This window comes from Novosphingobium sp. BL-52-GroH, assembly GCF_044813085.1.
Taxonomy (GTDB): domain Bacteria; phylum Pseudomonadota; class Alphaproteobacteria; order Sphingomonadales; family Sphingomonadaceae; genus Novosphingobium.
In genome coordinates this window covers 1,369,956-1,391,747 of the sequence record NZ_CP171152.1, presented here as the reverse complement: position 1 = coordinate 1,391,747, position 21,792 = coordinate 1,369,956, and the positions used below count along the sequence as shown (strand labels likewise).

At 68.2% G+C, this 21,792-nt stretch carries 24 protein-coding genes and 2 tRNA genes; 20 read left to right on the top strand and 6 right to left on the bottom strand.

The window, feature by feature from the left end; translation table 11 throughout:
- From yihA to ACFFDA_RS19245, 6 genes are all read left to right on the top strand, one after another.
- Positions 1-648 (top strand): ribosome biogenesis GTP-binding protein YihA/YsxC, encoded by a 648-nt coding sequence (yihA, locus tag ACFFDA_RS19270; RefSeq protein WP_404482385.1) that lies wholly within the window; start codon positions 1-3, stop codon positions 646-648.
- A gap of 266 nt (positions 649-914) precedes the next feature.
- Positions 915-2,066 (top strand): DUF47 family protein, encoded by a 1,152-nt coding sequence (locus ACFFDA_RS19265; RefSeq protein ID WP_404482384.1) that lies wholly within the window; start codon positions 915-917, stop codon positions 2,064-2,066.
- Between the two features lie 6 nt (positions 2,067-2,072).
- Complete coding sequence (locus ACFFDA_RS19260; RefSeq protein WP_404482383.1) at positions 2,073-3,074, top strand: anion permease; 1,002 nt, start codon at positions 2,073-2,075, stop codon at positions 3,072-3,074.
- Positions 3,075-3,182: 108 nt separating this feature from the next.
- Positions 3,183-3,848, top strand: coding sequence for a glutathione S-transferase family protein (locus ACFFDA_RS19255; protein ID WP_404482382.1), 666 nt, complete (start codon positions 3,183-3,185; stop codon positions 3,846-3,848).
- 7 nt (positions 3,849-3,855) lie between these two features.
- Complete coding sequence (locus ACFFDA_RS19250; protein ID WP_404482381.1) at positions 3,856-4,701, top strand: S1/P1 nuclease; 846 nt, start codon at positions 3,856-3,858, stop codon at positions 4,699-4,701.
- A gap of 90 nt (positions 4,702-4,791) precedes the next feature.
- Positions 4,792-5,712 (top strand): DMT family transporter, encoded by a 921-nt coding sequence (locus tag ACFFDA_RS19245; protein ID WP_404482380.1) that lies wholly within the window; start codon positions 4,792-4,794, stop codon positions 5,710-5,712.
- A 12-nt stretch (positions 5,713-5,724) separates the two neighbouring features.
- Here the strand turns inward: ACFFDA_RS19245 and ACFFDA_RS19240 are convergent, their stop codons facing one another.
- On the bottom strand, positions 5,725-6,501 hold the full coding sequence (locus ACFFDA_RS19240) for an SDR family NAD(P)-dependent oxidoreductase (protein ID WP_404482379.1): 777 nt from the start codon (positions 6,499-6,501) through the stop codon (positions 5,725-5,727).
- A 92-nt stretch (positions 6,502-6,593) separates the two neighbouring features.
- A complete protein-coding gene (locus ACFFDA_RS19235) occupies positions 6,594-7,922 on the bottom strand; it encodes a NupC/NupG family nucleoside CNT transporter (protein WP_404482378.1) in 1,329 nt (442 codons plus the stop codon).
- A 409-nt stretch (positions 7,923-8,331) separates the two neighbouring features.
- Between ACFFDA_RS19235 and ACFFDA_RS19230 the strand changes: the two genes are divergently transcribed.
- The 8 genes from ACFFDA_RS19230 to ACFFDA_RS19195 all read left to right on the top strand — a co-directional run bounded on the left by ACFFDA_RS19230 (position 8,332) and on the right by ACFFDA_RS19195 (position 13,574).
- On the top strand, positions 8,332-8,982 hold the full coding sequence (locus ACFFDA_RS19230) for a queuosine precursor transporter (RefSeq protein WP_404482377.1): 651 nt from the start codon (positions 8,332-8,334) through the stop codon (positions 8,980-8,982).
- Positions 8,983-9,062: 80 nt separating this feature from the next.
- Positions 9,063-9,962, top strand: coding sequence for an acetylglutamate kinase (gene argB / locus ACFFDA_RS19225; RefSeq protein ID WP_404482376.1), 900 nt, complete (start codon positions 9,063-9,065; stop codon positions 9,960-9,962).
- A gap of 62 nt (positions 9,963-10,024) precedes the next feature.
- The gene (locus ACFFDA_RS19220) at positions 10,025-10,567 is read left to right on the top strand and encodes a hypothetical protein (RefSeq protein WP_404482375.1); all 543 of its coding nucleotides are present in this window, start codon (positions 10,025-10,027) and stop codon (positions 10,565-10,567) included.
- Between the two features lie 127 nt (positions 10,568-10,694).
- Complete coding sequence (locus tag ACFFDA_RS19215; RefSeq protein ID WP_404482374.1) at positions 10,695-10,988, top strand: YggT family protein; 294 nt, start codon at positions 10,695-10,697, stop codon at positions 10,986-10,988.
- Positions 10,988-11,884, top strand: a complete 897-nt coding sequence (gene folD, locus ACFFDA_RS19210; RefSeq protein ID WP_404482373.1) for a bifunctional methylenetetrahydrofolate dehydrogenase/methenyltetrahydrofolate cyclohydrolase FolD — start codon at positions 10,988-10,990, stop codon at positions 11,882-11,884. The genes ACFFDA_RS19215 and folD overlap by 1 nt, the downstream gene beginning before the upstream one ends.
- Positions 11,881-12,606, top strand: coding sequence for a hypothetical protein (locus tag ACFFDA_RS19205; RefSeq protein ID WP_404482372.1), 726 nt, complete (start codon positions 11,881-11,883; stop codon positions 12,604-12,606). The genes folD and ACFFDA_RS19205 overlap by 4 nt, the downstream gene beginning before the upstream one ends.
- Before the next feature lies 1 nt (position 12,607).
- Positions 12,608-13,234, top strand: a complete 627-nt coding sequence (locus tag ACFFDA_RS19200) for a MarC family protein (RefSeq protein WP_404482371.1) — start codon at positions 12,608-12,610, stop codon at positions 13,232-13,234.
- Positions 13,235-13,244: 10 nt separating this feature from the next.
- Entirely contained in the window at positions 13,245-13,574 is a 330-nt protein-coding gene (locus ACFFDA_RS19195) for a YnfA family protein (RefSeq protein ID WP_404482370.1), read from the top strand.
- A 30-nt stretch (positions 13,575-13,604) separates the two neighbouring features.
- Here ACFFDA_RS19195 and ACFFDA_RS19190 read toward each other — a convergent pair whose 3' ends face one another.
- Both ACFFDA_RS19190 and ACFFDA_RS19185 read right to left on the bottom strand, forming a co-directional pair.
- Positions 13,605-14,216, bottom strand: a complete 612-nt coding sequence (locus tag ACFFDA_RS19190) for an LON peptidase substrate-binding domain-containing protein (protein WP_404482369.1) — start codon at positions 14,214-14,216, stop codon at positions 13,605-13,607.
- 4 nt (positions 14,217-14,220) lie between these two features.
- Entirely contained in the window at positions 14,221-15,123 is a 903-nt protein-coding gene (locus tag ACFFDA_RS19185) for a tetratricopeptide repeat protein (protein WP_404482790.1), read from the bottom strand.
- Between the two features lie 226 nt (positions 15,124-15,349).
- Between ACFFDA_RS19185 and ACFFDA_RS19180 the strand changes: the two genes are divergently transcribed.
- From ACFFDA_RS19180 to ACFFDA_RS19170, 3 genes are all read left to right on the top strand, one after another.
- Positions 15,350-15,424: transfer RNA gene (locus ACFFDA_RS19180), tRNA-Gly, on the top strand.
- 139 nt (positions 15,425-15,563) lie between these two features.
- Positions 15,564-15,908, top strand: coding sequence for a hypothetical protein (locus ACFFDA_RS19175; protein WP_404482368.1), 345 nt, complete (start codon positions 15,564-15,566; stop codon positions 15,906-15,908).
- Between the two features lie 134 nt (positions 15,909-16,042).
- A tRNA-Gly gene (locus ACFFDA_RS19170) sits at positions 16,043-16,117 on the top strand.
- A gap of 141 nt (positions 16,118-16,258) precedes the next feature.
- Here ACFFDA_RS19170 and ACFFDA_RS19165 read toward each other — a convergent pair.
- Together ACFFDA_RS19165 and ACFFDA_RS19160 are read right to left on the bottom strand one after the other, a co-directional pair.
- Positions 16,259-17,605, bottom strand: a complete 1,347-nt coding sequence (locus tag ACFFDA_RS19165; protein WP_404482367.1) for a TldD/PmbA family protein — start codon at positions 17,603-17,605, stop codon at positions 16,259-16,261.
- A 121-nt stretch (positions 17,606-17,726) separates the two neighbouring features.
- The gene (locus tag ACFFDA_RS19160; RefSeq protein WP_404482366.1) at positions 17,727-18,200 is read right to left on the bottom strand and encodes a hypothetical protein; all 474 of its coding nucleotides are present in this window, start codon (positions 18,198-18,200) and stop codon (positions 17,727-17,729) included.
- Positions 18,201-18,539: 339 nt separating this feature from the next.
- On the opposite strand from ACFFDA_RS19160, the gene lptB reads away from it, so the two are divergent.
- From lptB to ACFFDA_RS19145, 3 genes are all read left to right on the top strand, one after another.
- The gene (lptB, locus tag ACFFDA_RS19155; RefSeq protein ID WP_404482365.1) at positions 18,540-19,328 is read left to right on the top strand and encodes an LPS export ABC transporter ATP-binding protein; all 789 of its coding nucleotides are present in this window, start codon (positions 18,540-18,542) and stop codon (positions 19,326-19,328) included.
- 43 nt (positions 19,329-19,371) lie between these two features.
- Complete coding sequence (gene rpoN, locus ACFFDA_RS19150) at positions 19,372-20,892, top strand: RNA polymerase factor sigma-54 (protein WP_404482364.1); 1,521 nt, start codon at positions 19,372-19,374, stop codon at positions 20,890-20,892.
- 189 nt (positions 20,893-21,081) lie between these two features.
- Entirely contained in the window at positions 21,082-21,768 is a 687-nt protein-coding gene (locus ACFFDA_RS19145; RefSeq protein ID WP_404482363.1) for an energy transducer TonB, read from the top strand.
- Positions 21,769-21,792: the final 24 nt, after the last annotated feature.

The following is a 21,792-nucleotide window of genomic DNA, read 5'->3' as shown; positions in this document are numbered from 1 at the left end:
ATGGAGGAAGACCGGATCCAGGCCGACCTGATCGAGCGGGCGCGCAAGCTGTTCTCGGGGCCGGTGACGTTCCTCAAGAGCGCCCCCGAACTCAAGTTCCTGCCCGACCCCATTGCCAACGAAGTCGCCTTCGCCGGCCGTTCGAACGTCGGCAAGTCCTCGCTGCTCAATGCGCTCGTCGGGCGCAAGGCGATCGCGCGCACCTCGGTGACCCCGGGGCGCACGCAGGAGCTGAACTTCTTCGACGTGGGCGAGCCGCTCAAGTTCCGCCTGGTCGACATGCCCGGCTACGGCTTCGCCAAGGCCCCGCCCAAGGTCGTCGAGACCTGGCGCCGCCTGGTTCGGGACTACCTGCGCGGCCGGGTCGAATTGAAGCGCACCCTGGTGCTGATCGATTCGCGCCACGGCGTGAAGCCGGTCGACGCCGAGATGATGAAGATGCTCGACGAGGCGGCGGTGGGCTATCGCATCGTCCTGACCAAGGCCGACAAGATCAAGGCCAGCGAACTCGAAGCGGTCCATGCCGCCACCGTGGCCGAGGCGCGCAAGCACCCGGCGGCGTTCCCGGTGGTGCACGTCACCAGCTCGGAAAAGGGCATGGGCATCGAGGAACTGCGCGGCGCCGTGCTGGCCGACGCGGAGCTTTGAGCCTGCCACCTCGTCCCGGACTTGATCCGGGACCGCGGGCAAGGCCGCGCCCGTTTCGGCGAGGCACTGCCTGAAGCACCGCCTACCGTCCCGGATCAAGTTCGGGATGACGCGGGTTTGACTGGATCATTCGCGCGTGGACGCGGGGCCAGCGAGGCCCGATGCTGATCTTCCACCTCTTCGGGCTTTGTGACGATTGCGTGACGCCCTTCGCTCCCCTATGGGCCGCACCTTCAGCGTAAAGGGATGAAAAGGAGATCTCGCCGATGCGCCAGATTGCCGTCCTTCCCTACCGCACCGTCGGCAATGCCATCGATGCGCCGATCCAGATCCTGCTCATCACCTCGCGGCAGACGCGTCGCTGGGTGATTCCCAAGGGCGGACTGATGAAGGGCATGCCGCCTCACGCCGCCGCCTCGGTCGAGGCCGAGGAAGAGGCCGGGGTGCTGGGCGCGACGTGCCCGGTGCCGCTGGGGTCCTACCGCTACCGCAAGCGTCGCAATTCGGGTGCGTGGGTCTGGGCCGACGTCGACGTGTTTCCCTTCGCCGTCACCGAGGAGTTGGACTCCTGGGACGAGCAGCACCAGCGCGAGCGTCGTTGGTTCCCGCTTGCCGAGGCTGCACGGTCGGTCGAAGAGGAAGACCTGCGCGCACTCATCCGTTCCTTCGGCGCGCGCGAGTTTCGTGCCGCCGCCAGTCCCGCCCGCATGTTCGGCGCAATGGCCGATACCGTGGCCGACAAGACAGGGGTCAATGCCATGTTCGCCTGGTTCCAGAAGCTGCTTCCCGAGCAGGGCAATTTCTTCGACCTGTTCGAAAGGCAGGCCGCCACCCTGGTCGCCGGCGCCGACGCGTTGGCGCGCCTAGCGCAGGGCGGCGCGGGCCGCGCACAGCACATCCGCGAGATCGCCGAGCGCGAGCACGATGCCGACGACATCACCCGCGAAGTGCTGCAGACCGTGCGCCGCAGCTTCCTCACGCCCTTCGACCGTTCGGCGATCACCAGCCTCATCAACACGATGGACGATGCCATCGACGAGATGCAGCAGACCGCCAATGCCTCGGACCTCTACGAAGTGGTCGAGTTCGAGCCGGAGATGCGCGACATGGCGGCGATCATCGTCGATGCCGCGCGCCTTACCGCCGAGGCGATCCCGCTGCTGCGCAAGATCGGCGACAACGGCCACCGCCTGCACGAGCTGACCGAGCGCCTGGTGCGCATGGAAGGCCATGCCGACGAGATTCACGCCGCCGGCCTCAAGCGCCTGTTCAAGGCCGATTCGGGTCCCAACGGCGAGAAGGGCGATCCGATGCACTTCTTCGTGCGGCAGGAAATGTTCAAGCGTCTCGAGCGCGTGGTCGACCGCTTCGAGGATCTCGCCAACGAGATCGACGGCCTGGTCATCGACCACTCGTAACTGTCGATGGACCACAGTCTTGCCCTTCCGCTGCTGGTCGGCCTCGTCGCGCTGGCGCTGGCGTTCGATTTCCTCAACGGTCTGCACGATGCCGCCAACGCCATCGCGACGGTGGTGGCGACCCGGCTTCTGTCGCCGGTACTGGCGGTGCTGTTCGCGGCGGCCGGCAACTTCCTCGCCTACTTCTTCGTCGGCCTCCACGTCGCCGAGACGGTGGGCAAGGGCATCATCGACGTCGATGCGGTGACCCCGGCCGTGGTGTTCGGCGCGCTGGTGGGCGCGATGTTCTGGAACGTGCTGACCTGGATCAAGGGTATCCCCTCCAGTTCCAGCCACGCGCTGATCGGCGGGCTGCTGGGCGCCGGCATCGCGCATGGCGGCTTCGGGGTGGTGGAAAGCTCGGGGACCGTGAAGACGATAGCGGCGATCTTCGTATCGCCGGTGCTGGGCTTCGTGCTCGCCATGGTGCTGATGCTGCTGACGAGCTGGCTGTTCAAGGGCGTATCGCCCCGGCAATCGAACGGAATCTTCAAGAGCCTCCACCTGCTGTCGAGCGCGGCCTATTCGATCAGCCACGGCGGCAACGATGCGCAGAAGACCATGGGCATCATCGCGGTGCTGCTCTATTCCACCGGCCACATGACCGGCGAGTTCCACGTGCCGCACTGGGTGGTGCTGTCGTGCTACCTGGCGATCTCGCTGGGCACGCTTTCGGGCGGGTGGAAGATCATCAAGACGATGGGTTCCAAGCTCACCAAGCTCAATCACCACTCTGGCTTCTGCGCCTCGACCGCCGGGTCGATCGTCGTGTTCGGTGCCAGCGCGCTGGGTATCCCGGTTTCAACCACGCACGCCATCACCGGCTCGATCGTCGGCACCGGCGCTGCCCGCCGATCCAGCGCGGTACGCTGGTCGGTCGCGAGCCGGGTGATCGTCGCCTGGTTCGTAACGATTCCCGCCAGCGCGGCGGTGGGCGCGCTGTTCTACACGCTGACGCGGGTGTTCTGACAGTCGGTCGTCCCGGACGTGCTCCGGGACCGCTGGGGTCGTTCAACCTCGACAGCCCCGCTTCCACGCCCTAGGCCGCACATTCAGCCACCCGAGGAACGCCGTCCCGTGAAGCTCATCATCGGCAACAAGAACTATTCCAGCTGGTCGCTGCGCGGCTGGCTCGCGTGCAAGCAGTCGGGCCTGCATTTCGAGGAGATCACCGTCCCGCTGTTCGGCGAGGAGTGGGAAGCGCTCAAGCGGGATACCGACGACCTGGCGCCCAGCCACGGCAAGGTGCCGATCCTGTGGGACGGCGACGCGGTGGTGTGGGATAGCCTCGCCATCGTCGACTACCTCGCCGACAAGGTCGGGCGCGACCGTTTCTGGCCCAAGGACGATGCTGCCCGCGCGATGGCCCGCTCGATGGTGGCCGAGATGCACTCGAGCTACCTGGCGCTGCGCCGTGCGTGCCCGATGAATATCCGGGCGCGCGTAGAGGGTATGATGCTCGACGACGAGACCCGCGGCGACATCGTGCGCATCCTCACCCTCTGGGCCGAAGCACGGGCCCGGTTCGGCAAGGGCGGGCCCTTCCTGTTCGGCACCTTCGGCGCGGCGGACGTGTTCTATGCCCCCGTCGTCAGTCGCTTCCTGACCTACGGCATCGGCGTCCCCGGCTTCGGCCAGGCTTACATGCAGGCGGTGTGGGAGCACGAATGGATGCAGGCCTGGATCAACGCCGCCGAGGCCGAGGAATGGGTCATCGAGCAGTACGAGAGCCCGGTGGCCTGAGGCGGGGATGCGCACGTTCATGACGATCCTGGCCGCGCTGTCGGCCGTGCTTTCCAGCCCCGCCATGGCCTGGGGCGCCCTGGGCCATCGCACCGTCGGCGCCATCGCCATGGCCAACGTCAAGCCGGCCACCCGCGCCGCGATCCGCGACCTGCTGCGCCACCAGCGCGAGATCGACACGCCGCAGTGCCGCATGGGCACGATCGAGGACGTGGCGACCTGGCCCGACTGCATCAAGGGCGAGCGCTGGCGTTGGGCGTACACGTCCTCGTGGCACTATCACGACCAGCCGGTCTGCGGCACCTTCGACCTCAAGGCGAACTGCCGCGACGGCAACTGCGCCACCGCCCAGATCGACCGCAACCTGCGCCTGCTGACCGACCGCAAGCTGGCGCCGGTGCTGCGCCTCGAGGCGCTGTCGTTCGTCGTCCACCTCGTCGGCGACGTGCACCAGCCGCTCCACATCGGCGAGAACGAGGACATGGGCGGCAACGCGGTCAAGGCCGACTACGGCATCGCACCGGGGCGCAACCTCCATTCGGTGTGGGACGGCGTCCTTGCAGAGCGCGCGATCACGTCGGCCCACCCGCCGCTGATCCGTGTCTACAGCGCTCAGGAAAGGGCCAATCTCGCCACCGGCAAGGTCGAGGACTGGGAGCGCGAGAGCTGGCAGGTCAGCCGCGATTTCCTCTATCCGCTGGCCTTCGGCGGCAAGCTGCCGTGCGGCGTCAAGGAGCCCCAGAAGATCGTCTGGAGCAACGAGGCGATCGAGCAGGCGATCCCGGTGATCGACGATCGCATCGAACGCGCGGGCCTCAGGCTCGCAGATATGCTCGACGAAGCGCTGGGTTGATGGCTTGGTTTGTGCTGATTAAGCAGCACCGGCCGGTGCCGATCCCGCCGCAAGCGGACAGATTTTAGCCGAACGGAAACCGCACCGACCATGCCCGAATCCCGCTCCAACACGCGCGCCTTCCTGCTGCTCGGGTTCGTCATGCTGTTCTGGGCCGGCAACTCGATCACCGGACGGGCGGTGCGCGAAGAGATCCCGCCCTTCACGCTTGCCTTCGGACGCTGGCTCGTGGCGGTCCTGGTGCTGGCGCCATTCGCCGCGCGCACCCTCTGGGCCGAGCGCCGGGCGGCGCTGGCGGGATGGCGCTGGGTGCTGGCGCTCGGGTTCCTGGGCATCGTGTGCTTCAACGCCTTCATCTATTCCGGCCTCCAGTACACCAGCGCGGCCAACGCACTGCTGTTGCAGGCCTCGATCCCGGCACTGGTGCTGGTGCTCGACCGGGCGTTCTTCGGAGCCCGGGCGGGGCCCTTGCACATCGGCGGGGTGGTGCTGTCGACCATCGGCGTCGTCGGCATCGTCTTCAAGGGCGACCTCGCCGCGATGACCACGTTGCGGCTCGGCATGGGCGACGCGCTGGTGTTGTGCGGGGTGGTGGTCTGGTCGCTCTACACGGTGCTGCTGCGCAAGCGGCCGGCGATCTCTTCGTCGAGCTTCCTGCTGCTCGTCTTCGTGCTCGGCACCGTGGCGATGGCGCCGCTGGCCGCCTGGGAGTCGGGGCAGGGGCGGACCGTCGCCTGGAGCCCGCAGGTCCTGGCGGCTTTCGCCTATGTCGCGGTGTTCCCCTCGGTGCTGGCCTACTTCATATACAATGCCGCCACCGCCCAGCTCGGCGCGGCGCGCAGCGGCCAGGCGATCACGCTGATGCCGCTGTTCGGCGCGCTGCTGTCGGCCGTGCTGCTGGGCGAGCGGCTGGAGCGCTACCATCTCGTCGGCATGGCGCTGATCCTCGCCGGGATCGTGTTGTCGGCGCTGGCGCTGGCCCGGCGCGGCAAGCCGTCGATCCCGCTCTGATCGGGGCCTGCATCAAGCCCGCTTGCGCATGCCCTCGGCCATTTGTGCCAGCGCCTCGCGGCGAGGCAGGGCGCGCAAATGATCGAACGTCGCGCGGTAGTGGGCGTGAGGCACGAACGTCGGCCCCTCGCGCACGTTGTCGAGCGCCAGCTTAGCGACCTCGCGGGCACCCTGCAGGTTGGCGAGGCCGGTCATGCCTGCGGTCGCTTCCGATTCGGTCGCCCCGGGACACAGCGTCAGCACGTCGACGCCGGTGCCCAGCATCTCGCCCCAGAGCGCTTCTCCGAGCGCGACGACGAGCGCCTTCGACGCCGAATAGGCAGCCGAATAGGGACAGCCGATCAGCCCCTCGACCGAGCCGGTGAACACGATCCCGCCGTGGCCGCGTGCCCTGAGCCGGGGGATCATGCCGTGCGCGATCTGCAACGGAGCGTGGCAATTGACCGTCAGCATCTTCGCCATCGCCAAGGCGTCGGTGTCCTCGAAGGCGCCCTTGAGGTTGAAGCCGGCGTTGCTGACGACGAGGCCGATGTCCGCGCCGAGCGTCGCCTCGAGGATACGCGCGGGCGTCTCCGGGTCGGCGAGATCGGCGCCGATCACCGTGGTGCGCACCGCGTGAGAGGACAGCAGGCGCTCGGCCAGCGCGTCGAGCCGGTCGGTGCGCCGCGCGGTGAGGACGAGGTCGAAGCCGCGGTCGGCCAGTTCCTCGGCGAAGGCGAGGCCGATGCCCGAGGATGCGCCGGTCACCAGCGCGATCGGGCCGTAGGTATCGCGGAACTGCCGGGGCATGGTCTTCTCCTGCTCTCTCGTGGGCAGGAGAAGAGCGGGTGGCCGCAGGCTTGTCCAGCGTCACCGGACGAGATCGCCCGGACGTGCGGCGGTCAGAACGCGGTGAGGAACAGCCCGGCCAGCGCCGCGCTCATCAGGTTGGAGAGGCTTCCCGCGGCCAGCGCGCGGATGCCCAGCTTGGCGATGATCGGGCGCTGATTGGGCGCGAGGCCGCCGGTCACCGCCATCTGGATCGCGATCGAGGAGAAGTTGGCGAAGCCGCACAGGGCGAACGTCACCACCGCCACGGTGCGCGGGGACAGGGCGCCGTCCTTGCCCAGTTCGATGAACGAGACGAATTCGTTGAGCACGATCTTGGTGCCGAACAACCCGCCGGCATGCATCGCCTCGGTCCAGTCGGGCGTGGCGAGCAGGTAGAAGATCGGCGCGAAGACATAACCCAGCAGCGACTGGAAGGTGACGCCGGAGAACCCGAACAGCCCCGCGAACCAGCCGACGCAGCCATTGGCCAGAGCGATCAGGGCAACGAAGGCGAGCACCATCGCGCCCACCGCGACCGCCAGCTTGACGCCGGTCTGCGCGCCTTGCGACGCGGCCATGATGATGTTGGCGGGCTTTTCCTCGTCGTGCTCGCTGGCGACCGGCTCGTCGACATGGACCCCGGGCTGGTGGGTGACGTCGGCCCGGTTGAGCGCGGCGGCGGCGAGGCCGGCGGGGGGCATGGTGCCTTCGTGGATGTCCTCGTCCGTGTCGGCCGGGGCGGGGCGCGGGTCGGGCATGATCATCTTGGCCATGAAGATGCCGCCCGGCGCCGACATGAAGGCGGCGGCGACGAGGTAGTCGATGCGGATGCCCATCGAGGCATAGGCGGCCAGGATCGTCCCGGCGACGCCCGCCAGGCCCACCGTCATCACGCAGAACAGCTGCGAGGGGTTGAGCGCGGCGAGGTAGGGCCGGATCACCAGCGGCGCCTCGCTCTGGCCGACGAAGATGTTCGAGGCCGCGCACAGGCTTTCCACCTTGCTGATCCCCGTCACCTTCTCCAGCGCGCCGCCCAGCCAGCGCACCACCAGCGGCATGATCCGCAGGTAGTAGAGGATTGAGATCAGAGAGGCGAAGAAGATGATGACGGGAAGCGCCGATATGGCGAAGCTGTGGCCGCCGATCTCGGGCGCGGCCATCGGCCCGAACAGGAAGTCGATGCCGGCATGTGCATAGCCGAGCAGGCTTTCCACCCCGCCCGCGGCGCCCTGCAGGATGCGATTGCCGAACGGCACGTAGAGCACCAGCGCCGCGAGGCCCGCCTGCAGCGCGAAAGCGGCGCCGACGACCCTGAGGCGGATGGCCTTGCGGTCGGTCGAAAGCAGGAAGGCTGCCGCCATGATGAGAACGATGCCGATCAGGCTGTAGGCGACATGCATCGAGGCGGGTGGCTCCGGGGAAACGAATGACGAAGCTGCCGACCGTACCGGCGCGGGTGCGTGACGGCTAGAGCCTTATTCAAGGCCGGGCGAAACGAGGGCAGGGCGAAGGCAGGTTTACACGGTTTACACTGTCCTGGGGGCAGGCATCGTGGCCTTGGAGTGGCGCCACGCGGGCGGGGGTCGGCAGGTGGGGGTGGGTGGCCATGGCGGCATGGTATCGCGGCGGGGCGAGTGTAGGAAAGCGGCCTTTCCGGGCTCGGCCGTTCCTCCTTCTCCCGGAAGGAAGCCGTATCCGTGTTTCCCGATCCTCCCCGTCGCGCCGCGATGGGGAGGAGTGGCAGCCCCCCACCCAGCATTTTCGCCTCCCGGCCTAGTGGAAACGCGCTTTGCCGGTTACAGGGGGGTGATGGACCGACCCGCGCCCGTCATCACCCGCTCCCTTTTCGTCTTTTCGCTGCTCTACGGTGGCCTCGTCGTGCTGGCGGGGGTGCTGGGGACCAAGCTGGCCTCGCTCGGCACCTGGCCGGTGCTGGGCAATCTCGCGGTGGAATCGGGGATCTTCGCCTTCCTGCTGCTGGTGGTGCTGTCGAGCGCGGTGGCCGAGTTGCACGGCAAGGAGACCGCGAACCGACTGGTGCGCTTCGGGTTCATTCCGCTGATCGTCTCGATGAGCCTGCTGACCTTCGTGATCCACGTCGTCCCGCCCGCCGGGTTCTGGAGCGACCAGGAGGCGTTCGCCCGGCTGCTGGGGCAGGGCGCGCGGATGCAGTTCGCGGGGCTGATCTCCTACGGCGTGTCGCAGACACTCAACGTCTATCTCTTCGCGCGGATGTCCGAAGGGCGCGGACGGCTGCTGCTGGTGCGCGCGTGGATCGCCAGCATGCTGTCGCAGGTGATCGACACGGTGCTGTTCATCACCATCTCGTTCGTGGGGACGGGCCTGCCGCTGCTGTCGATCATGGAAGGGCAGATCATTTCGAAGCTGGTGCTCTCGACGATCATGGTGCCGCCGCTGATCTGGTTCTTCGTGAAACTGGGCCGCAGGCTCGACGGCTGACCTGCGGAACGGCACGATTGCACCGAAAATTCACGTAAAAACGGGTTCAAAATCGCGCGTAGCCGCGTAAAGCGCATTCCATGTCGAATCCGCATGATCCCGCCTTCCTGGTCAAGGCCGAAACTCTCGTGGACGCGCTGCCCTACATGCAGCGCTATGCCGGGCGCACCTTCGTCGTGAAGTATGGCGGGCACGCCATGGGCGATCCCGAGAAGGCGCGCGATTTCGCCGAGGACGTGGTGCTGCTCAAGGCGGTGGGCATCAATCCGGTGGTCGTCCACGGCGGCGGCCCGCAGATCGGCGCCATGCTCAAGACCATGGGCGTGGAAAGCCGCTTCGTGGACGGGCTGCGCATCACCGACAAGGCGACCGCCGAAGTGGCCGAGATGGTCCTGTCGGGCGCGATCAACAAGGAGATCGTCGGCTGGATCGCACGGGCCGGCGGCAAGGCGATGGGCGTGTCCGGAAAGGACGGCGGCATGGTCACCGCGCGCAAGGTCGAACGCACCCGCAAGGACCCTGACAGCCTGATCGAGCAGGTCGTCGACCTCGGCTTCGTGGGCGAGCCCGAGACGATCGACACCACCGTGATCGACACCATCTCCGCCGCGGGGATGATCCCGGTGATCGCCCCGATCGCCCCTGGACCGGACGGGCAGACCTACAACGTCAATGCCGACACCATGGCCGGCGCCATCGCCGCCGCGCTGGGCGCCTCGCGCCTGTTCCTGCTCACCGACGTCGCCGGCGTGCTCGACAAGAACGGCGAACTGCTGACCGACCTCACCCCCGCCGACATCGAGGGGCTGAAGGCCGACGGCACGATCACCGGCGGCATGATCCCCAAGCTGGAAACCTGCATCCACGCCGTCGAGGCCGGGTGCGAGGCCGCCGTCGTGCTTGACGGGCGGGTATCGCATGCCATGTTGCTCGAAATATTCACGCAGGAAGGTGCGGGCACGCTGATCCGGGCGGGCTGAATCTCTTCCGCATCCGTGTTCCTCGGAGGGGAACCTGCGAACTGAAAGGCGCTTCTGACCAAATGCGTATCAAGGCCGCTCTTGCAATCGCGCTCTCGGGAACCGCGCTTCTTCTCGCCGCCTGCGACAAGGGACCGCAGGAGCCGACCGGCGCGGCCAGCGCGGACGCGGCTTCGGACGTCGCCGGGCCGAGCGACGACGCCTCGGACGGCCTCGCCTCGCCGGCCGCCGCCACCAGCCTCGATACGGGCGCCCTGTCCGAGCGCCGCGATCCCGAGCGCCTGCTGCGCTACTACGTCAGCGCCATCCGCGAGGGCGACTGGGCCAGCGCCTCCAAGGCCTGGAGCCTCGATGCCGAGATGACCCCCCGGAAGCTCGAGACCGAGCTTGGCGGGACGGCGGTGCCCCGGCTCGCGGTGGGCAAGGGCGACATGGAAGGGGCAGCGGGCTCGCTCTACTACGAAGCGCCGCTGGTGGTCGATTTCGGCGACGGGCGCCCCTCCAAGCGCGGCACGATCGTGCTGCGCCGCGTGAACGACGTGCCGGGCGCCAGCGGCCAGCAACTCAACTGGCGGATCGAGCGGACGTCCACGCTCACCCAGTAGGCGAGGACGGGCGGGGCCCATCCTGCATTTTCGTCGATCCCCGTCCATCCGCGGTGGACGCGCCCTTGCCGGGGTGGCGCCTGCTCGGCTATCAGCGCGGCCTAGACGCGCACCAAAGGAGCCGGCGTTGCTGTTCTTGACCCTTTACCAGATCGTCGATTACCTCATCCAGATCATCGTCTTCGTGGTGATCGTGCAATTCGTGCTCGGCCTGCTGATCGCGTTCAACGTGGTCAACATCCACAACCAGTTCGTCTCGGCGGTCTATACCGCGCTGAACGCGATTCTCGAGCCGATGCTGCGCCCGATCCGCAAGATCATGCCCAATACCGGCGCGATCGACTTCTCGCCGATGGTGCTCATCATCGGGCTGACGATCCTGCAGATCATCCTCGGCAATCTCGCGAGGGCCTACTACTGATGTCGGGAGCTGCACTGATCGACGGCAAGGCCTTTGCCGAAGTCCTGCGCGGACGCGTCGCCGAGGTCGCCTCCCGGTTCGAGGCGAAGGCCGGCCGCAAGGCCGGCCTGGCGGTCGTCCTCGTGGGCGAGGACCCGGCGAGCCAGGTCTACGTGCGGAGCAAGGGCAAGCAGACCGTGGCCTGCGGCATGGCAAGCTTCGAGCACAAGCTGCCCGCCGAGACCTCCGAGGCCGACCTGCTGGCCGTCGTCGCGCAGTTGAACGAGGACCCGGCGGTGGACGGCATCCTCGTCCAGTTGCCGCTGCCGGCGCACATGGACGAAGCCAAGGTCATCGCCACGATCAACCCCGACAAGGACGTCGACGGCTTCCACGTCGTCAATGTCGGGCGCCTCGCGACCGGGCTGCCGGGCTTCGTGCCGTGCACGCCGCTGGGCTGCGTGATGCTGCTCAAGGACAAGCTGGGCTCGCTCTCGGGCCTCGACGCGGTGGTGATCGGGCGCTCCAACATCGTCGGCAAGCCGATGGCGCAACTGCTGATCGCCGAAAGCTGCACCGTGACCGTCGCGCACAGCCGCACGAAGGACCTGCCCGACGTGGTGCGCCGGGCCGATATCGTCGTCGCGGCCGTCGGCCGGCCGGAAATGGTCAAGGGCGATTGGCTCAAGCCCGGCGCGACCGTCATCGACGTGGGCATCAACCGGGTTCCCGGCGCCGAGGAAGGCAAGACGAAGCTCGTCGGCGACGTCGACTTCGCCTCGGCCGCGCAAGTCGCCGGAGCGATCACGCCGGTGCCGGGCGGAGTGGGGCCGATGACCATCGCCGTGCTTTTGCGCAACACCATCGTCGCCGCCCACCGCAACGCGGGAATCGAATTCGACGAGACCGCGCTTTGAGGCGGGCGCCGCTCGCCGTGGCGCTTCTGGCGCTGGCGGGCGTGGTGGCGGCCACATCGGCATCGCCGGCCCGGGCCGAGCGGCGGCGCATGCCCCCGCCCGGCACCGGCACCGCCAATCCCAGCGCGCTCGTCGCCACCGAGATCGCCTTTGCCCGGATGGCGCGCGAGAAGGGGCAGTGGACCGCCTTTCGCGAATATGCGGACGAGGAGGCGGTGATGTTCGCCCCCGGCCCGGTCATCGCCCGGGACTGGCTCAAGGGCCGCAAGGACCCGCCCCGGCCGGTGCAGTGGCAACCCCACCAGGTATGGATGAGCTGCGACGGCACGCTGGGCGTCACCAAGGGCGCCTGGCAGCGGCCGGACGGCTCGACCGGCTACTTCACGACGATCTGGAAGCGGCAGAAGAAGGGCACCTTCCGCTGGGTGCTCGACCAGGGTGATGCGCTCGCCCAGCCGCTCGAAGCGCCGGAGATGCTCTCGGCCTCGGTCGCCGACTGTCCGTCCCGCCGGGACGGCCCGCCTCCGGGAAGCGAGGGCGCCATCGTCGTCGAGACGGCCCGGGTGGCCCGGCCGCAGGGGTCCGGGCGCTCCGACGACGGGACGCTGACGTGGTCCTACGCGGTCGCGCCCGACAATTCCCGCAAGATCATGGTCTCGCTGCGCAAGGGCGGGGACATGCGCGAGGTACTTGCGCTCGACGTCGCGGCAGGGGGCCGGTAGAATGTACGAATTGTTCGTCAGCGCCTTCGTCACGCTGTTCGTGGTGATCGACCCGCCGGGCTGCGCACCGATCTATGCCGGCCTCTCGGCGGGGGCGAGCCGGCGCCAGGCGATCGTGATGGCCGCGCGCGCGTGCCTGATCGCCAGCGGCATCCTGGTCGTCTTCGGGCTGTTCGGCGAACGGCTGCTCGGCGCGCTGCACATCGAACTCGACGCCTTCCGCATCGCCGGCGGCATCATGCTGTTCATGATCGCGGTCGACATGGTCTTCGAGAAGCGCACCCAGCGCCGCGAGGAGCGCGCCGAGAAGCTCAGGGCGACCCCGGAGGTCGAGGACGTCTCGGTCTTCCCGATGGCGATGCCGATGCTGGCGGGGCCGGGCTCGATCGCGACGATGATGCTGCTCACCTCGCGCGCGAAGGGCGATGCCCAGACGCTGATCGTGCTGGGCGCGATGCTTGCCGTGATGGTGCTCAGCTTCGCCGCGCTCGCCACCGCCGGACCGCTCATGCGCGTGCTGGGCGACAAGGTCGAGGCGGTCATCACGCGGCTGCTGGGCGTCCTGCTGGCGGCGCTGGCGGCGCAGTACGTGATCGACGGGATCAAGGCGAGCCTGCTGCCCGGATGAAGTCGCCGCGATGATCCAGGCCGCCGCGATCTTCGCCGGTGCCGCCCTGGCGGAGATCGCCGGCTGCTTCGCCTTCTGGGCGTGGCTGCGCCTGTCGAAGAGCGTCTGGTGGCTGGTCCCGGGCTGCGCCTCGCTGGTGGTGTTCGCCTGGCTGCTGACGCTGGTGGACACCGACCAGGCGGGCCGCGCCTATGCGGCTTACGGCGGCGTCTACATCACCTCGGCGCTGCTGTGGCTGTGGCTGGCCGAAGACGTGCGCCCGGATCGCTGGGACCTGCTGGGCGCAGGCCTGTGCCTGGCTGGTGCGAGCGTGATCCTGCTGGGGCCACACCGACCCTGAAATTCCTCCCCGTTTCGGGAAGGAACCCTGCTACTGCAGCGTCGCGCCGTCCTCGTCGTCGTCGTTGGTGCGGCCGAAGAACTGCATGAGCTGCACCAGCAACTCGCACCGCGCGCCCAGGCCCGATGCTTCGAGCAGGGCCTGCTTGGCGGCCGGGTCGAACGGCGCGATCTGCGAGACGCCGTTTATCAGCGACAGATCGTCGAGCCGGCCGACCTGGTCCCAGTCGACCACGTAGCCCTGGGCGTCGGCGAAACGCTTGGCCTCGCGCTCGAAGCTGGCCCGTTCGATCGGGGCGAGCACTTCGTCGTCGCGTTCGGCCAGCAGTTCCGCTTCCACCTGGCGGAACGGGGTCGTCACGTCGAGTTCGCGCAGGATGCGGAAGCGCGATTCGCCTTCGAGCACGATGTTGTAGCGCCCGTCCTCCAGCGCCTCGACGTCGCCGATGCGGCCGAGGCAGCCGACGGTGTAGAGGCTGGACCCTTCGACAGGGCGCTGCGGCTGGATCATGCCGATCCGCCGGTCGCGGGCCAGGGCATCGCTCACCATCGCGCGATAGCGCGGTTCGAAGATGTGCAGCGGCAGGTGCAGCCCCGGGTAGAGCACCACACCGGGCAGCGGAAAGATGGTGACGCGCGTCAACGGGTCAGCCGAACAGGACGGTGGAGAGCTTGCGACGCGTCGCCGAGACCCAGGGGTCCTCCAGTCCGACCGCCTCGAAGATCTGCAACAGCTTGCCCCGCGCGGCGCCTTCGTTCCATTCGCGGTCGGCGGCGACCATGCGCAGCAGGGTCTCGGCGGCGGCGTCGCGCTCGCCCGCGGCGAAGGCGGCGCCGGCGAAGGCGAACTGCGCCTCCATGTCGGCCGGGCGCTCGGCAGCGGCGGCGCGCAAGGTGGCCAGTTCGCTGTCGTCGGGCTTGTCCTGCGCGAGCGAGAGCGCCTTGCGGGCGCGTTCCACATGCGGGTCGGCGGACAGGGGCTCACCCAGCGAATCGAGGACCTGGGCCCCTTCCTCCAGCCGGTTTGCGGCGATGAAGGAGCGCACGAGGCCGGCGATCACTTCGCCGTTGTCGGGCGCGACCTCGAGGATCTGCATGTAGATGCTGACGGCGCGTTCGCCGTCGCCGGCGGCCAGCGCATCCTCGCCCATGGCGATAAGCGGCACGAGATCGACTTTCGGCTCGGCACCGGCGGGCTGCACCGGGAGCTTTGCGAGCAACTGGTCGAGCATCGCCTTCAGCTGCGATTCGGACCGCGCATTGGTGAGGTCGGCGACCGGCTGTCCCTGGAAGATCGCGTAGACCGTGGGGATCGAGCGCACCTGGAACTGCGAGGCGATGAACTGCTCCTCGTCGACGTTGACCTTGGCGAGGAGCACGCCCTTGTCGGCATAGTCGGCGGCGACTTTCTCGAGCACCGGGGTCAGCGCCTTGCACGGGCCGCACCATTCCGCCCAGAAATCGAGAATCACGAGCTGGGTCATCGAAGGCTCGGCTACTGCCTGTCGGAAACGGTCCACTGCCTTCTGCTCGTCGAGATTGAGACCCATGCTGGCCAAGATCGCTGCTCCTGTATGCTAAGCGTATTGCGGATGCCGGCACCTTAGATCGGCCTTCCGGGGCGATTTGTGAAGGGACAATGCGCGGGTGCGGCGCTGCTTGCGCAAGCGATGGCAATTTCTTGCACTTCCCTCTTGCGGGCCCGTGCAACCGCTGCTAGTGGCGCCCCTCCACACGGGACCCGGCGCTTCGCCACCGGTTCCGTAAGGCGCCAGAGCGGGCGTAGCTCAGTGGTAGAGCACAACCTTGCCAAGGTTGGGGTCGAGGGTTCGAATCCCTTCGCCCGCTCCAGTTTCTCCCGACATCAAGAGAGTTCCCAGGCCCGGCACCGGGCGCGATCGCGCGTCGGTATCGGCCGAAACGTGCGTCACGAGCGCGGGGCAGGCGAAGTCCAATTGAATCCGCCGCGCTGCAGCATGATAGTGGCGCCATGCAAAACATCTTCCGAATCATGTTCTGGGCGGCACTGGTCTTCGCGTTCACCATGGCGGTGATCCCGCATCCCCCGCAATTCCCGGGCGAACCGGGCGACAAGCTGCAGCACATGGCGGCCTTCTCGACCCTCGCGGTGCTGGGCGTGCTGGGTTATCCCGGCGTGCCCAAGCTGAAGGTCGCGCTCGGTCTCGTCGCGCTCGGCGCAGGGATCGAGATCGTGCAGATGATCCCGTCGCTCCACCGCGATGCCGAGTGGCTCGACCTCCTGGCCGACACGTGTGCGATCCTTGTGATGCTGGGCGTCGCCACGCTGGTCCTGCGCACGCGAAAGACGCGCTAGGGGGCTGCGTCCGGGCGTCTTCGGGTCCTTGTCGAAAAAGGCGCGAAGACACTCTTGCGGACCCTGCCAAGCGCTGCTAGTGGCGCTCCACCCGGACCGGAGCGGCCACGCCGAACCGTCCGCAGAACGCCAGAGCGGGCGTAGCTCAGTGGTAGAGCACAACCTTGCCAAGGTTGGGGTCGAGGGTTCGAATCCCTTCGCCCGCTCCAGTTTCTCCCCGACATCGATGGAATTCCCGACGTCCCCGAAGCGGATGGCGGAAGGGGCTTTGCCAATTCGTCGGCGCCACCTCCCCATTGCCTCGCAACAGGGAGGATCGGCCGGACTTGTCGTATCCTTCTTGTCGCCCCTCAATCGCCCGCGACGGTCATGCCGTCCACGCGCAAGGTGGGCACGTTGATCGCGCGATACCATTCGAGGTCGCTGGCGGGGGTGAGCTGCGCGAACATGCGCAGCAGGTTGCCGGCGATGGTGAACTCCGCGATCGGGCCGGCCAGCTCGCCATTGACGATCCGGAAGCCGGCGGCGCCGCGGCTGTAGTCGCCGGTCACGCCGTTGACGCCCTGGCCGATCAGCTCGGTCACGTAGACGCCGTCGGCGATGTCCGACATCAGCTCCGCCGGGGACAGCGCTCCGGCGGCAAGGTGGACGTTGCCCGTGGTCACGCCCGGGGCACCGCCGCCATGGCGCGCCGCATGGCCGGTCGGCGCGGCGCCGAGCTGGCGCGCCGCGGCCGAATCGAGCAGCCAGCCGGTCACCCGCCCGTCCTCGACGAGGTTGCGCCGGGTGGTCGCCAGGCCCTCGCCGTCGAACGGGCGCGAGCGCAGGCCGCGGGGCGTGTGCGGGTCTTCGGCGATCAGGGTGCCCGCCGCGAAGATCTGCTCGCCCAGCTTGTCGAGCAGGAAGCTGGAGCGCCGGGCGATGGCGCTGCCGGTGATCGCGCCGAGCAGGTGGCCGACGAGCGAACTCGACACGCGCGGATCGAACATCACCGGCATGGCGCCGCTCTTCATGCGCCCGGAGCCGAGCTTGGCGGCGGTCCGTTCGCCCGCGAGGCGGCCGATCTCGGCGGGAGAGGGCAGGTCGGCGCCGTGGTGCGTGGTGCGCCAGGCGTTGTCGCGCTGCTTGTTGCCGCCTTCGCCGCCGACCACCGAGGCGCTGATCGAATGGTTGGTCGAGCCGTAGGCGCCGGAAAAGCCGTGGCTGGTCGCCAGCGCGAAGACGCCGAGGCCGGCGCTGGCGGTGGCGCCGTCCGAATTGGTGACGCCGGAGACCGCGCGTGCGGCATCCTCGGCTTCCTCGGCCATGGCGCGCAAGGTGGCGGGGTGCGGCTCGGCCGGGTCGATCAGGTCGAGTTCGGGCCAGGGGCCGCGAGTCAGCAGTTCGTCCGGGGCGAGGCCGGAATAGGCGTCTTCCGGCGCCGCGCGCGCCATGTCGATCGCCCGCGCCGCCAGTTCGTCCAGCGCGGCGGCGGAGAGGTCTGACGAGCCGATGCTGGCAGAGCGACGGCCCGCGAAGACACGCAGGGCGATGTGTTCGCTTTCCGACCGCTCGACGTCCTCCAGCTTGCCGAGGCGCACCTGGATGCCCTCCGAGGAACTGGCGCCGTAGACGGCGTCGGCGGCATCGGCCCCGGCGCGGCGGGCGCGCTCCACCAGGTCCAGCGCGCGGTCCCTGGCCTGTTCCGGACTGAGCATCGTGTTGGCAACTCCCGATTTGCAGATGAGCGCCCGCCCTAGTCGCCGCGCGGGCCGAGGGCAAACGGGAGTTGGGGGGAGCGGGAGTTGGGGGGCGGGACTTGGCGAACGCCGCCGCCGTTCAGGCGAACGCCAGCGCCAGTCCCTTGAACAGCGCGGTCAGGGCGAAGGGCAGGCCGATCGCGAGCGCCCACAAGGCCAGGCGGTCGCGCCGGTAGTAGGGCGCCAGCGCGGGATCGTGTGCCTGTTCGTCGGAAAGGCGGTTCCAGCGCGATTCGAAGCGGCGGCAGGCGGGGATGATCGCGACGACGAGGATGACGAGCGCGAAATAGGGCAGCAGCGATCCGCCATGGGCCTTGAGCGCGCCGACCGTCACGAAGATCTGCAGGGCAGTGTAGACGAGCAGGGCATAGGCGATGTGATCGCTCATCTTGCGGCGCCAGTCGGTGGTCGCGGTGGTCACGGCAGCGCGTTCCTTCGGGGCTCCGAAATCCTCCACGACGGCACGCCGCCGGAAGGCATCCGGCCGCGAATGCTCGGCCGCATGGGAACTGAGCGCCGAATGATGCGCTGCATGGTCCGGTATCCTGTCCATGAGGGCGACTCCTCGTCCTTTTCGTGGAGTACAACATCGAATGATATTCAGATCAAGTTCAGTTTCGTTTTCTGCAATTGCGAAGGTCCAGGCGCGCCGCAGCGGCACGAGCCAGGCCCGAAACCAGCCGGTCCTGGCGTCCAACAGCGTGCCTCGAACGTCCCGTTCCGGCGCGCCCCTCCACCTGCCTTCCCGCGACGCTGTATCCCGGATCGGAGGCCGAGCCGAGGCATGGGCCGGAACCGGGCCCGGAAGTCGCCCTTCCGCGACTTTCGAAGCGGCCTTTAAGCAGAAATGCTCGCTTGCCGGGACCCGCATGCCTGCGTTAAGTCCCCCGCGATGACTGCCAGCACCGAATTCACGCAGGACCACGCCAGCGCCACCGACTCCGCGCTTCTCGCCGCGAACGGCGGGCTCGAGGTGATCTCGATCGCCAAGAGCTACGACAAGCGGACCGTCCTTTCCGACATCTCGCTGTCGGTCGCCAAGGGCGAGGTGCTTGGCCTGCTCGGCCCCAACGGCGCCGGCAAGACCACCTGCTTCTATTCGATCATGGGCCTGGTGCGGCCGGATTCGGGCCGTATCCTGATGGACGGCGTCGACGTCACCCGCCTGCCGATGTACCGCCGCGCGATCCTGGGCCTGGGCTACCTGCCGCAGGAAACCTCGATCTTCCGCGGCCTGACGGTGGAGCAGAACATCGGCGCCGTGCTCGAACTCAACGAGCCCGACCGCGACGTGCGCCAGGCCGAACTCGACCGGCTGCTCGACGAATTCGGCCTCACCCGCCTGCGTTCCAGCGCGGCGATGGCGCTCTCGGGCGGTGAACGCCGCCGCTGCGAGATCGCCCGCGCGCTGGCCGCCAAGCCCTCGATCATGCTGCTGGACGAGCCCTTCGCCGGCATCGATCCGCTGTCGATCTCCGACATCCGCGACCTCGTTCGCGATCTCAAGACGCGTGGCATCGGCGTCCTCATCACCGACCACAACGTGCGCGAGACTCTCGACATCGTCGACCGCGCCTGCATCATCTACGGTGGCCAGGTGCTGTTCGCCGGCAGCCCCGAGGCACTGGTGGCGGACGAGAACGTGCGCCGCCTGTATCTGGGCGAAGGCTTTACGCTGTGAGGGGCTCCGCGCTGTGAGGCCGCTCACCGCGGAGCTTTGATCCGTGGCTCTGGGGCCACGCCTGGATCTCAGGCAAAGCCAGTCGCTGGTGATGACGCCGCAGTTGCAGCAGGCGATCAAGCTGCTGGCGCTGTCCAATCTCGAGATCGAGACGTTCATCGGCGAGGCGCTCGACGCCAATCCCCTGCTCGACGTCGGCGGCGGTGCGTCCGCCGATGCGGTGGAAATCCCGGGCGATCAGACGCTCGACGAGCGTCGTACCACCCTGGAAGGGTCTTCGGTCGACCAGCTCATCGGCGAGGGCCGCGCTGCCGACGACCGCCCACTCGACATCGACGCCACCGCGCTCGACCGTGACCGCGACACCGGCGACGGCGGCCTGGGCGGTGCCGACGACACCGGCTGGGGTGCCGAGCTGCGCACTGGCGGCCCCGGCGAGCAAGGTCCAGGCATCGACGATCGAGCGGCGCTCGCAGGTACGCTGGTCGAGCATCTCGAGGCGCAAGTCGGCGCTTCCACCCGCGATCCCTTCGTGGCCGGCGTCGCGCGGTACATCATCGGCCAGCTCGACGAGGCCGGCTACCTGCCGGTCGGCCTGTCGGAGCTGGCCGCCGACCTTGGCATCGCCGTAGACGAGGTGGCGGAAGGGCTGGCGCTGGTGCACACGCTCGATCCCACGGGCGTGGGCGCGCGCAGCCTGTCGGAATGCATCGCGCTGCAGGCCCGGGAGGCGGACCGCTACGATCCGCTGATGGCCAGGCTGATCGACAACCTCGACCTTCTGGCGCGCGGCGAACTGCCCCGGCTCAAGCGCATGTGCGGCGTGGACGACGAGGACTTCGCCGACATGCTCGGCGAACTGCGCGGCTACGACCCCAAGCCGGGCCTGCGCTTCGGCGGCGAGCCGAGCGGCGCGGTCACGCCCGACGTGCTGGTCACCCCGCGCGCCGACGGAGGCTGGGACATCGCCCTCAACCAGGCGACCCTGCCACGCCTGATCGTCAATCGCGGCTATTACGTCGAACTGAAGGGCGATTGTCCCGACAAGGCCGCGCGCGCGTGGCTTTCGGACAAGCTGGCCGATGCCAACTGGCTCATCAAGGCGCTCGACCAGCGGCAGAAGACCATCCTCAAGGTCGCCACCGAACTGGTGAAGCAGCAGGACGGCTTCTTCCGCCATGGCGTCGCGCTGCTTCGGCCGCTGACGCTGCGGACGGTGGCGGAGGCGATCGGCATGCACGAATCGACCGTCAGCCGCGTCACCTCCAACAAGTTCCTCAACTGCCCGCGCGGCACGTACGAGCTGAAGTTCTTCTTCAGCTCCGGCGTCGGTTCGGCGGACGGCGAGGGCGGCGCTTCGGCCGAGGCGGTCAAGGCCGCGATCCGCCAGCTGATCGATGCCGAGGACGCCAAGGCGATCCTCTCGGACGACGCGCTGGTCGAGCTGCTCAAGGCCAAGGGCTTCGAGCTGGCGCGCCGCACCGTCGCCAAGTACCGCGAGGCGATCGGCCTGGGCAGTTCGGTGCAGCGCCGCCGCCAGAAGGCCCTTGCGGGCGCGCGCTGAATATTGCCCGTGAATATTGCGGCGCAACACGAACTAAGCATGGTCATAATAACCATGCACAATTAAATACTTGGTATCCTTAGTAAAAAAGAATTCCCAAGTAAAGCGGTCGTGATATTGTCGATGCCATGAACGGTGCCGGACCTGCGATGGATCGCAGGACGCGCCCGCTTCGAGGAAAGGATGTCGATGTCCTATACCGACGGGAATTCCGGCAATCGCAACAAGAAGGTCCTGACCGGCGGCGTCGTCGCATTGATCCAGGGCGGGCTCGCGATCGCGCTGGTCAACGGCTTTGCCGTGACGTTCCTTGCCGCCGATCCGCCCCGGCACCTGCCAAGCAACCTCTATCCCACCGCGCCGATCCCGTCCCAGCCGGTCGAGACCCCCAGGATCGAACCGGAACGCCCCCTGCAAGCCGATCCCGTCGCCCGGGTTTCCCAGCCGCGGCTGCCCGCGATGCCCGACACCACGCTCGCCGTCGTGCCGGTCGGTCCGGTGCTGCCGACCGGCGGCGTCGCGACGGGCGAGCCGTTCTTCGTCACCCCCACGGCCACGGAGACGCCGGCGCGATTCACCCCGAAAGTCGCCAGGCCGCGCGGCGACGTGGCGCGCTGGGTCACCACCGACGACTATCCGACCGCCGACATCCGCGCGGGCCACACCGGCACCGTGCGCTTCCGCCTCGGCATCGACGCGTCGGGTCGGGTGACGGACTGCACCGTCACGCAATCGAGCGGTCACGCCGGGCTCGACGCCGCCACCTGCCGCAACGTCACCCGGCGGGCACGCTTCGATTCGGCGAGCGACGGGGCGGGAGAGAAAGTTGCAGGCACTTACGACGGGACCATCCGCTGGGTGATCCCGCAGGATTAAGGGGATTCGAACCCCCTGGCGGCC

Bases quoted from the DNA above. Each gene is read 5' to 3' on its own strand.
- ACFFDA_RS19220 (WP_404482375.1), top strand. From the start codon at position 10,025: ATGCGTATCAAGGCCGCTCTTGCAATCGCGCTCTCGGGAACCGCGCTT.
- ACFFDA_RS19240 (WP_404482379.1), bottom strand. From the start codon at position 6,501: ATGCCCCGGCAGTTCCGCGATACCTACGGCCCGATCGCGCTGGTGACC.
- ACFFDA_RS19260 (WP_404482383.1), top strand. From the start codon at position 2,073: ATGGACCACAGTCTTGCCCTTCCGCTGCTGGTCGGCCTCGTCGCGCTG.
- folD (WP_404482373.1), top strand. From the start codon at position 10,988: ATGTCGGGAGCTGCACTGATCGACGGCAAGGCCTTTGCCGAAGTCCTG.
- lptB (WP_404482365.1), top strand. From the start codon at position 18,540: ATGACTGCCAGCACCGAATTCACGCAGGACCACGCCAGCGCCACCGAC.
- ACFFDA_RS19165 (WP_404482367.1), bottom strand. From the start codon at position 17,605: ATGCTCAGTCCGGAACAGGCCAGGGACCGCGCGCTGGACCTGGTGGAG.
- ACFFDA_RS19185 (WP_404482790.1), bottom strand. From the start codon at position 15,123: ATGGGTCTCAATCTCGACGAGCAGAAGGCAGTGGACCGTTTCCGACAG.
- yihA (WP_404482385.1), top strand. From the start codon at position 1: ATGGAGGAAGACCGGATCCAGGCCGACCTGATCGAGCGGGCGCGCAAG.
- ACFFDA_RS19195 (WP_404482370.1), top strand. From the start codon at position 13,245: ATGATCCAGGCCGCCGCGATCTTCGCCGGTGCCGCCCTGGCGGAGATC.
- ACFFDA_RS19230 (WP_404482377.1), top strand. From the start codon at position 8,332: ATGGACCGACCCGCGCCCGTCATCACCCGCTCCCTTTTCGTCTTTTCG.
- ACFFDA_RS19175 (WP_404482368.1), top strand. From the start codon at position 15,564: ATGCAAAACATCTTCCGAATCATGTTCTGGGCGGCACTGGTCTTCGCG.
- ACFFDA_RS19235 (WP_404482378.1), bottom strand. From the start codon at position 7,922: ATGCATGTCGCCTACAGCCTGATCGGCATCGTTCTCATCATGGCGGCA.
- argB (WP_404482376.1), top strand. From the start codon at position 9,063: ATGTCGAATCCGCATGATCCCGCCTTCCTGGTCAAGGCCGAAACTCTC.
- ACFFDA_RS19245 (WP_404482380.1), top strand. From the start codon at position 4,792: ATGCCCGAATCCCGCTCCAACACGCGCGCCTTCCTGCTGCTCGGGTTC.
- ACFFDA_RS19200 (WP_404482371.1), top strand. From the start codon at position 12,608: ATGTACGAATTGTTCGTCAGCGCCTTCGTCACGCTGTTCGTGGTGATC.
- ACFFDA_RS19250 (WP_404482381.1), top strand. From the start codon at position 3,856: ATGCGCACGTTCATGACGATCCTGGCCGCGCTGTCGGCCGTGCTTTCC.
- ACFFDA_RS19265 (WP_404482384.1), top strand. From the start codon at position 915: ATGCGCCAGATTGCCGTCCTTCCCTACCGCACCGTCGGCAATGCCATC.
- ACFFDA_RS19145 (WP_404482363.1), top strand. From the start codon at position 21,082: ATGTCCTATACCGACGGGAATTCCGGCAATCGCAACAAGAAGGTCCTG.
- ACFFDA_RS19160 (WP_404482366.1), bottom strand. From the start codon at position 18,200: ATGGACAGGATACCGGACCATGCAGCGCATCATTCGGCGCTCAGTTCC.